Here is a 15,200-nt window from a genome sequence, read left to right as displayed (position 1 = left end):
TAGTTTTGTTATGGATTTAGCTCTCCCTTCTCCCTTAGGGCCTCTTGCTCCCGATAGGCGGAGGGGGACAATCCGAACCTTTTCTTAAACAAGGTTGAAAAGTATGTCGTATTGTAAATGCCTACCGATTCGCTGATTTTCGCGGCAGTCACATGGGTCGATGCCAATAGCTCCCGGGCTTTCTCCAGGCGGATGCCATTCAGGTATTCACTGAAGGAGGATCCGGTAGCCCCCTTGAACAACTTCCCAAGATAACTCGGAGACAGTCCGGCAATATTGGAGACAAGCTCCAGGGACAGATTCGGTTCGTCATAATGCTCCTGCATATAGTTCTGTACTTTCTCAATAACAATATTATGCTTTTGCGCGTTCATCCAATGATTTCTTTCCTCGATCAAGCTGCACATCTTGGCGCAATACCGGTTGAAGAGGCTTCGGATCTCGTCCAGGTATTCGGCAGCCTCGATCTCGGTCACCGCGTCCAGATATGCTGCGAAGTTGGCATCGGGAAGATCCCGCAAATAATCAAAATGCTTGAGCAGGGACAGCATGAATTGGATGCTGTAGGTAATCGCCTGGTTGACCGAGCCAGTCGAGATATGCTGAATAAAGCGCTCGATTGCTTCCTGGATCGCTTCGGACTTGCCCGATTGGACAGCCTCGATCAACCCCTTCTCGTATTCGGCGGGATAGCTGATAGTGGTCATAATATGCGGCCGGGTTTTTTGGGCATCGAGTAACGACTCTTTTCCGTAGATCAATCGATATTTTACATACTGTAGAGCCGAGGTATAGGAAAGCGAGATGTTTTTCCGGCCATAGCTGAGGTCCCCTACTCCGATCGAGACGGTCAGCTTGAAGTAACGCTTCAGGAAGCTCTGTACATTGCGCAATGCAGGCTCCAGCTCCTCGGGCCGCTCGTTTTTCGCATATTGGCAGAGCGCTGCCGCCTCATTTTCCCCCGTAATCAGATAATCGCATCTCCCGAAAGGCTCCAGCATCTCCATCGCAATATTGCCTAGGGCAAAGCGCAGCAGCTGCTTATGCCCGACTTCTGCTGAACCGGCTGCCGTTACCGGATCATCGATTTTAAACACAATCACGCAGAAATACGAGCCGGAAAGCTCCTCCTCGATATCCGCAATCAGTTCCCCAGGCACGGTGTTATCGTGCGTCTGGCTTCTGAGCAGCGAATGCAGATAATGCTCCCGTATCGTGCGGGACGAACGGTTAATGACGAATTGCATCGATTTTTCCCGTTCCTCCAGTGAAGTGAATGTCTCAGCCATCACCTGATATTCATCGATAAACGATGTCGGTGTTTTGAGCGGCTCCGACCGCTGCATGATCTTCTCGAACAGGGCCGAGAACGGACGATAAATGCTTTTGCTTAAAAAAATCGATGCCAGCAGGCCTAGTAGGACGAGGCCCCCCGTAACAAGCAGGGTCACCTTGCGAAGATGAGTGATGTTGGAGATCAGACTGGCGTAAGGGGTAACGCTTACAAAATACCAGTCCAATTCCTCAGACTTGACATAAGCAATCAGATGCTTCTGGTTGTCAATGGTGGCGGTGAAGCTGTTCTCCGTACCATCCTGACTCAGGATCTGCTGAACATACCCTGTGCCGGACATCTCGTTCAGGAACAGATTCGTATCTGTGTGGGACAGCACCTTGCCTTCCTTGTTCATCACGAACACATTATTGTTGGTCTCCGCTTTGCTGATATTGCGGATCGTCGTCAGGATGGACTGCTCCTCTACATTAATATAGATCAGCGCATTGCTCGTCGTCTGCAGCGAGTAATCCGGATACAGCAAAAAAGTGAGAAAACGCAGCGGCTCATTGCTGTTCCGGTTCGGAACGGTCAGCTTGCGCGGATAAAACTCCATGTATTGCTCCGCACTGATCGCGTAAAGCGAAGGGTCGAACGGCAGCCCTGCCGTATCGACGTTCGTGTTGGTAGACGGCCGGTAGATGCCGAGGCTGTAGATGTGCAAGTAGGCGCTCTGAATCTGGGACAGCTGGCGGAAGATATGGTAATTTTGCGTTTTGTCCTCCGCCGTATCATTCAGAAAAGCGGCGATCTCCGGCTGGGCCAGCAAGGCATTGCCGATGGTCATCGCCTGGTTATAGACCACGTCGGAAGCGTAGCTGATCTGGGAGAGCATCGCTTTGGAATTGCGATCAATCTCTTCGATGGCACTTCTGGAGAAAAAATAAAACAGATAGGTCGAGAGCAGACTGACCGTAAGAAGGATGAGTAAGAAATAGGAAATCGTGAGCTTCTGGAATGCCTTATATCGGACAAGCCGACCCATGGTGCTGCGCATGAACAATTCCCCCGTTGCATTGAAATAACCTCTTCAATATAAGGCAAAGCCGCCCAAAAAGATACGTCATTCGTTAAAAATGGAAGCCAAATCGGATTTTTGAAAGCCCATCATCGAAATGTGGAAGCCATAGCGGATATTTTAAATTGGCACCGCTTCCCGGCTGGGATAGAGTAAAGAGCAAGCAACGGCATCCCAACACGAAGCAAGTAACTTTTAGGAGGATACGAACTTGGAAAAGAGACGGCGGCAGGCATTCGGCCTATTCTCGGATATCCGCAGGAACGGCACATCATATCTGCTGGTCCTTCCGGCGATGGCGTATACGTTTATCTTCGGCTATATGACCTACCCGTACATGATTATTGCTTTCCAACGATTCAACTATACGAAAGGCATTTTTAACAGCGAATGGGTGGGTTTGCAAAACTTTGAGTTTTTTTTCCGCTCCTACAAGGCGGTCAGTGTAACGTTTAATACGTTGTTTCTCAATTTGCTCTTTATTGTATTTGGCACCTTGACCGCGCTCGCGATCTCGCTTTTGTTGAACGAGCTGCGCAAGAAGCTGTTCGTCAAGCTGAGCCAGTCGGTGATGCTGTTTCCGCATTTCATCTCCTGGATCGTAGTCAGTTATGTGCTGTATGCTTTCTTCTCCATGGATATGGGCATCATCAACCAGGCGCTCAATGCACTCGGCATCGCCTCCATCAACTGGTATACGGAGCCGGAGGTATGGCCCGCCATCCTCACCGCGATGAATGTCTGGAAGGGGGCGGGGATGAGCGCCGTCATCTATCTGGCCACGATCACCGGCATTGATGAAACGTTGTATGAAGCGGCCGAGATCGATGGGGCTAACCGCTGGCAGATGTGCATGCGCGTCACGCTTCCGCTGATGATGCCGACGGTCATCATTCTGACTTTGCTGTCGATGGGCAAGATTATGTACGGAGACTTCGGCATGATCTACGCCCTGGTCGGCGACAACGGCACCTTGTATTCGACGACGGACATCATCGATACGTATGTCTTCCGGTCCCTGCGTCAGATCGGCGACCCGTCCGAAGCGATGGCTGTCGGGCTGTTCCAATCCCTGGTCGGGTTCGTCCTCGTCTTCGGTACCAATGCGATTACCCGCAAATATTTCAGAGACGGCGCATTATACTAGCATTACGGTTTCAGGAGGAGTAGGGATGAGAAAATTTTCAATAAGCAGTGCAATCATGTATACCCTGATTACGATGTATTCGGCCATCTGTCTTCTGCCGATGCTGCTGGTGCTGATGATTTCGGTGACGGACGAAAATGCGATATTAAAAAACGGCTACAGCTTTTTCCCGGAGGAATTCTCCCTGTATGCCTATAAACTGATCTTCACGGGCGGCTCCCAGGTGATGCAGAGCTATATGATATCGATCTTCGTCACCGTTGTCGGTACGCTGCTTGCCGTTCTGGTGACCGCGATGGCCGGCTACACGCTAGCCAACAAGCATGTGAAATACCGTCACTGGCTGGCGCTTTATTTCTTCATCACGATGATTTTCTCCGCCGGGATCGTGCCCTGGTATCTGATGAACCGGACGCTGGGTCTGACCGATAATATTCTGGCTTTGATTATTCCGTCGCTGCTGTTCAGCCCGTTCAATCTTTTCCTGGTGCGCAACTTCATGAACGGGGTCCCCGATTCGCTAAGAGAGTCGGCGACGATCGACGGGGCCAACGATATTACGATCGCTTTCCGGATCTATCTTCCGCTGTGTACACCCGTACTGGCGACGATTGCGCTCTTCTATGGACTGGATTACTGGAACAACTGGTGGAATGCGATCATGCTGATCGACAGCAAGGACTTGTACCCGCTGCAATTTATGCTGCTGCAGCTGCAATCCGAGATCAGTATGCTGAATGAGATGACGATGCTGGCGGGGACAAGCGACATGACGCTTCCGGCCGAATCAGTCAAGATGGCGACAGCGATCGTCACGATCGGGCCGATTGTGTTTCTCTACCCTTATTTACAGAAGTACTTTGTCAAAGGCCTGGTCATCGGCTCGGTCAAAGGCTGATCGATCCCCTTCGGGGTTGATATAGATAACACACACCTATCAAGGAGGTCTATTTTCATGAAAAAGCAGCTTGCCATCACGTTGTCTGCGGTGCTTGCCCTCACGGCGCTGGCCGGATGCGGCAACGATACGGATTCGGGCAACAACAATCCTGCAGCGCCGCAGTCTGAGACTGGTGAACAGCCAGCCGAGACCGTCAAGATCAAATATGCGGTCCCGGGCACGGAGCCGAAGGACTATCAGGAAGTGTACCAAAAGGTCAATGAGAAGCTGGCGGCGGACGGGGTCGGCGTGGAAGTGGAGAAGCTCTATATTCCATGGGATGCGTGGGATCAGAAGCTGAACCTGATGCTCTCCACCGGCGAAGAGTTTGATCTGTTCCATGTGATGCAGGACCGTACGCCATTCTCCAGCTACTACAACCGGGGGGCGCTGGCGGATATCTCCGAGGAGATTGAAGCGCATGGCGAGCATTTGAAAGCGGCGATTCCCGAGGATATTTTCGACGGAGCCAAGATCAACGGCAAGCATTATATCGTCCCTACCTACTGGGTGGAGATGGCGAGTGAAGGCCAATTCAATATCCGGCGCGACATCCTCCGCGAGAACAATCTCGAAGAGCCGACGACGCCGGCTGAGCTGATCAGCGCCTGGGAGACGGTCATGCAGAACTGGAAGGGCAGCAGCAAGCCTTACCTGGGTACGCGGGCAGACTTCGATCCGATCTCTCTGCACACGTCGGTGCTGCACCGTACGTACGATACGTTCCCCTTCACCGTCAAGGATAAGTTTTTCTATGTCAATCAGAACGGCGACATCCGATCCTGGTTCGAAACCGAGGAATTCAAGCAGGACGCTGCCTTTATGCGCGAGCTCTACACCAAAGGACTGACCAACCCCGATATCCTCGTCATGAAGCAGGAGCAGGTCGATGCCCAGCTCGACAGCGGCGAATGGTTCGTGCGTCTGGGAACGGGCGGCAGTCTGGCCGGGCTCCAGAAGTACAACCCGGAGGCCACGGTTGACGATATCGGTGTGGTCTGGTTTAACCCGGAGAAGGAATATCTGCGTCCGCTCGCCTTCAAAAACGGCAATGCCGTGCCAGTCAACAGCAAGCACCCGGAAGCGGCCGTCAAGTTCATGAACTGGATGCTGGCCAGCCAGGAGAACTACGATCTGGTCCAGTATGGCATTGAGGGGATGCACTACGAGAAGGACGGAGACAAGGGCTTCAAGCCGATCCGCGACCCGCAGAACAATAACAATTCGCGCTACCGTGGCTCCGATTCGCAGAACGGCAACGTGAACTTCATGCGCTTTGACCTGGAGAGCAGCATTCCCGAGAACAATCAGGTGTTGTTCGAGCCCAACCCCGATGCCATCAACAGCATCGCGGCAAACTTTGTCTTCGATCCGACGAATGTGAGAACCGAATACACCAACATCATGTCCGAGGCTGCGGCCAGCATCACGCCGATCTACATGGGGGTCCAGGAATACGACAAGGCTTTCCCGGCGGCGCTGGACAAGATGAAGAGGGCCGGGCTGGATAAAGTGGTGGCGGAATATCAAAAGCAGTTTGAAGCGTACCTGGCGGAACAATGATCAAGCGAAAGAAGGAAGGCGTTACAGACGTGACAGGCGTGACTCTAAAGCAGCAAAGAATCGCATTTGAAGCGGCCAAACAAATCTATGATCGTGCAACACTGGTATTTCATGGCGTGGATGGCTACGATGTCTACAATGTGTCGATCCCGTTTGTACGGGACGGCAAGCGGTATCTGTTCGGGCGGATCGAGCGCCGCGAGGAATGGGCCCGCTCCTGGGTCCGCCTCTTCGAGGAAACGGGCGCGGATGAATGGACGGTGGTGGAGGGCAGCATGATCTACACGCTGGAGGATCCCTATATCAGCGAGATCGGCGGCGAGCTGATCCTGGGCGGTACGCATGTACAATACCAAAGCGGCAAATACAGCACCTTTTTCGGCTATTTCTACCGGGGTACCGACCTGCATGATCTATACTACTTCACTACCGGCCCCAACAAAATGAAAGACATCCGCCTCGTGCCGCTGGCGGATGGCCGGATCGGCGTCTTCTCCAGGCCCCGCAGCGCGGAGATGCGCAGCATCTACGGCAGCGAATCGATGATCGGCTTCACGACCATCGACTCACTGGACGAGTTGACCGCTGATGTGATCGAGAACGCCCCTTACATCCACGGCATTTTCGGGGAAGGCGACTGGGGTGGCGTCAACCAGGCTTATCTGCTGGAGAGCGGCAAGCTCGGCATCATCGGCCACATCTGCTACCGGGACCGGGACGAGACCGGCGTGGAGCAGCGGGTCTACCTGAACATGGCCTTTGTCTTCGATCCGGTTACCCGGGAGTCGATGGACCTGCGTCTGATCGGCAGCCGTTCCTGCTACCCGCCGGGACCGGCCAAGAAGCCGTATTTGCTGGACTGCGTCTTTGCTTCAGGCATTGTGATGCGTCCGGACGGCAAGGCTGACCTGTACAGCGGCCTTGGCGACTGCCAGACCGGACGGATTACGATTGACTATCCGTTTGAGGGTCATGGGGGTCTGGTAGCTCGCTCCTGAAATAACGTACCGATCTGCGTTACGAGGAGAGGGGGCTTCCGATCGCCGTTGTCCCCAGATTTCTTTATTTCTAACCGCTGTAGCGGTTGAAATCCGGGGACAAAGGCGCACGCTTCGCTTCTCCAGCCTCCCTCTCCTCTCCACGCTTCATCGTTCGTTTATTTCGGGTTCGCTCTACTAGCCTAAGTATTAAGCAGTTACAAAAGGATTGGAGGAAAGTTAAATGCCAAACACGAAATTGCCCCTGATCGGGGCATTAACGTCGAGCCCGCTAATCCGCCGTCATCCCGCCAATCCCGTCCTGGATGCGGCCCGGGTGCCTTATCCGACCGCACTGGTCTTCAATGCGGGCGTCGCGAAGTTTAACGGCCGCTATGTGATGGTCTTCCGCAATGACTACGGCTCGCTGGAGAAGCAGACCATCGAACCGTCTCATACGACTGATCTCGGCATCGCCTTCAGTGACGACGGCGTGCATTGGACGGCGGGACCGAAGCCCGTCTTCAAGCTGCGCGACGAAGAGATCGTCCGTGCCTACGATCCGCGCCTAACGGTGATCGACGGCCGCTGCTACATGTGCTTCGCCGTCGATACGCGGCACGGCATCCGGGGCGGCGTCGCGGTGACGGATGATTTTGAATCGTTTGAGATCTTGAGCTTGTCGACGCCGGATCTCAGGAATATGGTCCTGTTCCCGGAGCGGATCGGCGGCAGCTATGTCCGGCTCGAACGGCCATTCACCGTGTACAGCCGCGGCGGTGCAGACCGGTTCGACACCTGGATCTCGGAGTCGCCGGATCTGGTGTACTGGGGCCGCTCCGAGCTGCTGCTGGCGGTGGAGCAGGTGCCGTTTGCCAATGACAAGATTGGCCCGGCCGCACCGCCGGTGAAGACGAGCAAGGGCTGGCTGACCACCTTTCATGCGGTCGATGTCGATCCGGCCAGAGGCAAGAACGGCTGGGAAGCTTCCTGGCGGAAGCGGTATACCGCCGGCATCATGCTGCTTGATCTCGATAATCCGGGGAAGGTCCTCGGCATCAGCTCCTCGCCGCTGCTTGCGCCCGAAGCGCCCTACGAGACGGACGGCGGCTTCCGCAATGACGTCATTTTTCCCGGCGGCATGATTCTGGAAGAGGACGGAGAAGTGAAGATCTATTACGGCGCAGCCGACACGGTGGAATGTCTGGCCACCGCCCATGTAGACGATCTGATCCGGCTTTGCCTGGAAGGATGAGTCATAGCGGACCTTTTTCGGTCATTCACAATTGAACCAAGAGCTTAAGGCTGTCGAAGCGATTCGACAGCCTTTTGCTTTTGGCGGGGCGGTTGCGGGTGGTTGCGGTGGACGATGCGTATGAAATATCGTGTTTATTTCGGCAATATCGTCAAAATTAGCTGAATAAGCATGATATTTCGTGTTCATTGCGCCATTTACTCGCCGCATACCCCCCTCCGCCCACGGGCACGGAAATTTCAGAAACTGTAGAGGTCCACGTCTTACCATGGTGGATGACCCAATACAGTCAGAATCGTTTCATCATCCTATGCAAAGAAAGGTTGAAGAAAACACCGTGCGAAAATATGCAAAAATCTTATTTATGTGTGTACTCGTTGTTGCCTTGCAGGTCAGTTCCATTTCAAACGTATTATTTACATACGCCTCAGGTACTGGCAATGACGTAACAAGTGAAGTAGCTTCACAATTCATAACAGGTGTAGACATTAGAGAAAAGGCAGGCTCAATGCCAGGAAATACACTTGTTGGCACACCTGATTTGGAGAAAGATACGGACTTCATGCTATTCTACGAGTTTGAAGTGCCCAATGTGCACACGATAGTTGAGGGTGACTACATTATTTTGGATGTTCCTCCGGCTATTAAACTACCAGAACTTGGGCCTGGTCAAGAAGTGTATTTGACCAATCTAGATATCGAAGATGTTGGCACGACTGTTGCTTCAGCTTATTTGATGGCTGGCAACCAAATCAAGCTTGTTTTTTCGGATAGCGTTGAAACGCTATCTAACGTAGGCGGCGCGTTTTTCTTAGCTGGTAATTTTGACGAAGCACACATTAATGAAGATGGTACAGCTACGGATATTTCGTTTGGCATACCCAACCAAACGCTATCTTTATCCTTTAAAGCTGCTCCAGTACCTGACCCGGACCCCGTGACTGTACAAAAGGATGGGGCCCTAGTTAACGGAACAGACATTGCGTGGACAATTACGGTCAACAAAGAGAATGTCGCTGTTGCCAATGCCGTGCTCGTAGATCCGATTCCAGGCAGTCAGGTTCTGGATCCATCATCGATTGAAGTGAATGGAGCTGCTGTATCGCCAGATGCTATAGTACTTGGTGAAGACAGTCTATCTATTGTATTGGGTGATATTACCACGCAACAGGAAGTTACTTTTAGAACGTCACTAAAGGAAGCAGCCCTGCTGGCGGCGCTGGAAGCAGGAGAGACGTCCATTGCTGTAACCAATACCGCTTACCTTGAGCATGACGATGACAAGACAACGAATGTGGATAGTCCGAAAACGGTCACTATTCCACTCAATATTTTGAGCAAGTCAGGACACTATGACTCTACCACGACAGCGAATAATACTAAAAATATTTTGTGGACAATTGTTGTCAATCAAGATGAGCTAGCGTTCACCAATGCCCTCATCCAGGATACACTTCCAGCCGGACTAACCTATATTCCCGGAACAGCCACAATAGACGGTGCTAGTGTTACTCCAGGTGAGAACGGCTCTGAGCTGACTTTCAATCTCGGCAACATAAGTGAAGAGGTTACGATTACCTACGAAACGCAAATTGACCCCGCTCGTTTTCAAGCAAACGGCTCCTATACTTTCAGAAACGAAGCGGTCCTTACCTGGGAAGGTTTGACTGGAGCAGGAGTCATGAAAGAGGGTTCAGTAGGCGTTGGCAGTAACTTATTCACCAAGTCAGGTGCGGGGTACAACCGGGCAAATGGTGTCATTTCGTGGTCCATTACGATTAATAGTGACCATATCAATTTGGAGGCACCAACGATAACGGATGTGATTCCAAGCACGCAACAGTATATTGAAGGGTCTGCCAGAATTGTGGACCATCAAAATAATGCATATGCTGGCGGAACATTTACCTACGATGCCGGAACTTCAACGCTTAGTTATGTTTTTGATGCTGCTATAAATTCAAGATACACCATTACGTTTGACACAAAGCCATCTTCGACAGAAGACATCACGGCTAATGCTAGCGGCAGCTTCTCGAACACAGCCACGTTTTCGAGTGGTACCATTAACCGCAGTAGTACAGGTACGCAGAGCTATACAAGCAATGTGTTGAAAAAGGATGCCCAAGGCTATGATCTGGACGTAGCTAACCGTACGATTACATGGCGATTGACCGTCAATGAAAACGGGGCAACTACCGCGAGTGCAGCGAAAGCAGGAACGGATGCCAGTTTGTACAATGCAATTGCACTTCCCAATGTAAGCATTGTCGACGCTATTCCTGATGGACTAACCTTCCTGCCTGACACCGTCAGCGTGCGTGATCTTGGCGGTAATCCAGTTGCCAATCTGGTAACCGTCAGTGGAACAGATGTCGTCACCTTCGAATTTAATTCAAGTATTACGGAGCAATACACGATCGAATTCAAAACCGCGATTACGGATCTGTCCAAGTTTATTTCACAAAATAACACGTTGAATAACGGTAATTTCAACGTGACGAATGAAGCAACATTAACCCATGATCATACGACAAGATCCAATACCGATCCTGCAACGCAAACCATTAGGAACCATATTGTAAGTAAAAAGGGCATTCCGACTGCTTTCGGCAACAAGTATGTGGATTGGGTTGTCTATCTGAACTCCAACGCCGTTGATCTTAATCAGCTGCTGGATGTCGATAGCTTCTGGTTGATCGATAACCTGCAAGCAGGCCTTGAGCTAGACACAACCAGTGTGGAGCTAATTGAATACAGTGGAGCCATTATTGTACCTGACAATATTCCAGCGAACGGAAATGACGGGTTAGGTGCAGGTACATCCATACCTCTGGATGGCTCACATATTGTCTATGATGCGACGACGAGAGAATTCAGATTCAACTTCCCGACGGATACGATTGAGACAGCGTATAAGCTTTCGTTCCGTACGTATGTTACGGAGACGGTCACCTCCGGTACCAGTTTTACAAACAGCATCAATCTGTTCGGTTCAAAAGAGGGTGTCGCCGTTCCGATTGAGGGGGCTTATCAGTCCAGTGATGGGCGTACAGTCACCTTCCTGCAAGCTGGAAGCATAGGATACGGCAATCTCGGTCAATTCATCGTTCATAAGGTAGATTCAGACGATCCCAGTGTTTCATTATCGGGTGCAACCTTTGCCTTGTATGATCAGTACGGCAACAAGGTTCAAGAAAAAGCAACCGTAGATGGAGAACTGGAATTCAATCGCATCAAGTTCGATCTGCCTTATTATATTAAAGAGGTAGAGGCGCCAACAGGGTATCTGCTGAGTGGAAATGTAAGTGTGGACGGCACGCCAGCAACGCCTACGCCAACAGGAGCTGTTGTAGAAGATGCCATCCCATTAACACTGACGGCTTCACATACGCCCAAATATTTGGAACTGGTTTTTGCCAACGAACAGATTCGTGCAGATATTCAGTTTATCAAGCAAACTGAAGCCGGCAACCCGTTAGCAGGTGCACAGTTCGGGTTGTTCCCTCGCGGAGCAGATGCTGCTGCCACACCGCTTGCTACAGCTGGAAGTAACAGCTTGGGTGTCGTAGCATTTGCAGATGTTGCGTATGGGGAATACGATATTCGTGAAATGCAAGCACCAGACGGCTATCGAACGTTAACCGGCGTTGTTCGTGCCGTTGAGGTTACCGCAGCAGATCACGATACAACCTTGACGCTAGATCCGGTTTCGAATAGCTTGATTCGTGCGAACCTTTCATTGGTTAAGCGGGATGATTCCGGTTCTGCGCTGGCTGGGGCAGAATTCACGTTATATAATAGCTCGGATGAAGCTATAGCAACGGAAACATCGGATGCACTTGGCGCTGTGCTGTTCGAAAATGTGTTGGCCGGAAATTACAATATTCGTGAAACGGGTACTCCGTTTGGTTATATTCCGATTACAGGCAATATAAACAGCACACCGATTGCCATTACAGAAGCTGTACATGGTACAACGATATCGCTTGGTAACGTAACAAACGAGCTGATTCAAGCCGATATTTCGTTTGTGAAGCAGGACGAGAATGGTCAAGCGCTGGCGGAGGCTGTCTTTGGTCTATACGACAGTCAAGATACGCTCGTGCAATCTCAAACGAGCTTGGCTAATGGCACAGTAACCTTTACGAATATTGGTGAAGGCAGCTACACCATTAGAGAAACCTCTGCACCACATGGCTACGTTCCGTTGACCGGAGACGTACACACGGTTACAGTTGCAGCTAGCAACCATAATACTATGATTACATTGGATCCTGTTGCCAATACCCTTGTTGAAGCCGATATCGAGTTTGTGAAAGTGAACGATAAGGGCGAGGAGCTGCCGGGCGCGGAATTCGAGCTGGTGGATCATAACGGCAATGTTGTCGATACGGTAATAAGTGATGCGGAGGGTAAGGTTACCTTTGTTGATGTACGAGTAGGCGATTACACGATTCGCGAGAAAACGCCGCCTGTCGGCTACAATCCAATCGATGGAGATGTCGCAACAGTACAAATTACTGCTGCAGAGCACGGGACTACGGTAACGCATCTAACATCGTCCACCCTGCCACAGTATGTAACCAACAATATTATCAAGGGTCATATTGAATTTGTGAAAATCGCTAAAACCAGCGGCACCTTGTTGCAACATGCAAGATTTGCTCTATATGATGCTAACGACACTGCATTTACCAATGAATTGGCTGTCGCCATATCAGATGGGAATGGCGTGGTCCGTTTTGAGGATGTAGAATACGGCGACTACATCATTAGAGAAATTGTCGCACCTGGCGGCTACAACCGGTCAAATGAAACGTTAACAGTATCGGTAACACAAGAAGGCGAAACGTATGATCTGGGTACCTTTGAGAATACAGCGATGCCAGTTAACATTATTTTAGGAACGATCGAAGTGAAAAAGGTGAATGAGTTTGGGGATTCACTTGCCGGAGCGAAGTTCGGACTGTACAATGCATGGGGTCACTTCATAGGTGAAGCGGTAACGAATCATTCAGGTATGGCCCGCTTTTACTCATTAACTGAAGGCACGTATACGATTAAAGAGCTAGAAGCACCTGCTAACTACGTGAAAACCGACCAAGAGAAACAAGTGATCATTTCCAGGACTTCGAATGTGGAGTCTGTAACGATTGTTAACGAGCGTAGCAGTGATACACCTTGGTCCAGTGTAACGGTACAAAAGGTAGATGATGCAGGTGTGAAGCTTGCTGGCGTGACCTTCGGTTTGTACCAAGCGACCGATATTGGCTTTACCACTCCGTTTGCCAGCAGCACGACGAACGCTGAGGGCAAGGCAACCTTTGCTAATCTACCTGTAGGTCAATACGTTGTGAAGGAGATTGAAGCGCTGGAAGGGTATATCCTTTCCAATGCTACGCTGCCTGTAACCGTAGCAGAGGATGGTAAAACATATCATGCTGGAACCATAGAAAACAAAGCTATTCGCGGGGATATTGTCATTACTAAAGTCAATGAGCGGAATGAAACCCTTCAAGGGGCACAGTTTGGCTTATACGACAGCAACGGTAAGCTAGTGGGTACTGCGACAAGTAATAGTGCGGGTATGGCAAGCTTCGAAGCGATCCCGTATGGTTCTTATGAGTTGAAGGAGCTGGCTGCACCAGCGTCCTACACCAAATCTGATGCCGTGATCCCCGTGAACATTACAAGAGATGGATCGGTTCACACCTTTACCGTTGTCAATATAAAAGGTGATGACGTATCGGGTGATACGGATGCAGGCAACGGCACAGGTGGAGAATCACCTACGGGCACTGGTGCCGGAACTGACACGGGCTCGAATACTGGTGCGGGTGGAGATTCGGGCGAGTCGGATATCGACACAGATGTTAAAAGTGGCAACATGGGTATGGGGGGTAACACTTCTGTACCGGATGGCACGCTCACAGGGAACAACGGTGCTGCAGTAGGCGGGGTCAATCACCGCAATGAATTGCCGAAAACAGGCGATGCGATTACTGTAATGATGTGGCTGTTCGCCGGTAGTGGACTGCTCATTCTCATCTTACTCGTCACAGGCAGAAGAAAAGCTCAAAAACAATAAAGTTCAGACGTAAACCATGCGTACGTTCCATCAGGAATGTACGCATTCCTTTTTTGAACTATAATAGGGGTTAAGTATAGAACTAAGTCGAGGGATAGCATGAAAATAAACGCAAGAAAAGCGATGCTTTTGATTCTGGCTGTCATCTTTTTATATAGCGGCTATCAATTAGCGTTGTACCTCTACGATGGTTACACCAGCCATCAGCTCAATGATCGTATAAGGCAGCAGTTTGAGAACGTCCAGCACCCACCATTCGAGAACAGCGGGGAAGAGCAAGCCGAGCTTACAGCTGAACAGTTAAAGCAGCACTACCAAGCACGCTTTCGTACACTGCATGAGATGAATCCGGATATTGTCGGCTGGCTCAGAATTGAAAATACTCCCATAGATTACCCTGTCCTTCAATCAGAGGATAACGACTATTATCTGAATCACAACGTAGACAAGCAAGCCTCAAGACGAGGCTCGATCTTTATGGACTACCGCAATACGAGTATAAGAGATGATACCCATACGGTTATCTATGGTCATCATATGAAGGATGGCAGTATGTTTGGGGAGCTGGCCAAGTACAAGGACGCAGCGTATTACCGTGATCATCCCACGATTACGTTTGAAGGGATCGAGGAAGCAACGGCGTGGGACATTTTTTCTGTCTATATTTACACGCCTGACGATCCGTTTTTTGAATATGAGTTTGCAGATCAACAGCACTACGAAGCGTACCTGCAAAAAATAATCGAAAAATCGCACTACGCTACAGGTGTGAGTGTCACTTCAGACGATCAATTGCTTACCTTAGTCACATGCACTTATGAGGTGACAGATGCAAGATTTATCATTCATGCGAAACGAGTGCTGTAAAAACAA

The 15,200-nt window shown here is 50.5% G+C and carries 8 protein-coding genes; 7 read left to right on the top strand and 1 reads right to left on the bottom strand.

What is annotated here, in order from left to right; genetic code table 11:
• Positions 1 to 8 precede the first annotated feature (8 nt).
• Positions 9 to 2,333: a helix-turn-helix domain-containing protein gene (locus ABC336_RS13715; RefSeq protein ID WP_413239173.1), complete on the bottom strand. Its 2,325-nt coding sequence runs from the start codon at positions 2,331 to 2,333 to the stop codon at positions 9 to 11.
• Between the two features lie 232 nt (positions 2,334 to 2,565).
• Here ABC336_RS13715 and ABC336_RS13710 point away from each other — a divergent pair, with 232 nt between their 5' ends.
• The 7 genes from ABC336_RS13710 (at position 2,566) to srtB (ending at position 15,194) form a co-directional block, all read left to right on the top strand.
• Positions 2,566 to 3,501, top strand: a complete 936-nt coding sequence (locus tag ABC336_RS13710) for an ABC transporter permease (protein ID WP_413239172.1) — start codon at positions 2,566 to 2,568, stop codon at positions 3,499 to 3,501.
• 25 nt (positions 3,502 to 3,526) lie between these two features.
• Positions 3,527 to 4,399, top strand: a complete 873-nt coding sequence (locus ABC336_RS13705) for a carbohydrate ABC transporter permease (RefSeq protein ID WP_413239171.1) — start codon at positions 3,527 to 3,529, stop codon at positions 4,397 to 4,399.
• Positions 4,400 to 4,456: 57 nt separating this feature from the next.
• Positions 4,457 to 6,004 carry an extracellular solute-binding protein gene (locus ABC336_RS13700; protein WP_413239170.1) on the top strand — a complete coding sequence of 516 codons (1,548 nt, stop codon included), beginning with the start codon at positions 4,457 to 4,459 and terminating at the stop codon, positions 6,002 to 6,004.
• Positions 6,001 to 7,002, top strand: coding sequence for a DUF1861 family protein (locus tag ABC336_RS13695; protein WP_413239169.1), 1,002 nt, complete (start codon positions 6,001 to 6,003; stop codon positions 7,000 to 7,002). Before ABC336_RS13700 ends, ABC336_RS13695 begins: the two co-directional genes overlap by 4 nt.
• 223 nt (positions 7,003 to 7,225) lie before the next feature.
• Positions 7,226 to 8,236, top strand: a complete 1,011-nt coding sequence (locus tag ABC336_RS13690; RefSeq protein ID WP_413239168.1) for a glycoside hydrolase family 130 protein — start codon at positions 7,226 to 7,228, stop codon at positions 8,234 to 8,236.
• 268 nt (positions 8,237 to 8,504) lie between these two features.
• Entirely contained in the window at positions 8,505 to 14,327 is a 5,823-nt protein-coding gene (locus ABC336_RS13685; protein WP_413239167.1) for a SpaA isopeptide-forming pilin-related protein, read from the top strand.
• 99 nt (positions 14,328 to 14,426) lie between these two features.
• A complete protein-coding gene (gene srtB / locus ABC336_RS13680) occupies positions 14,427 to 15,194 on the top strand; it encodes a class B sortase (protein ID WP_413239166.1) in 768 nt (255 codons plus the stop codon).
• Positions 15,195 to 15,200: the final 6 nt, after the last annotated feature.

This window comes from Paenibacillus jepli (genome assembly GCF_047238105.1).
In the GTDB taxonomy this organism is placed as follows: Bacteria; Bacillota; Bacilli; order Paenibacillales; family Paenibacillaceae; genus Paenibacillus_D.
Note: the sequence above shows the minus strand (reverse complement) of the source record. Positions and strands in the feature narration are given on the sequence as shown.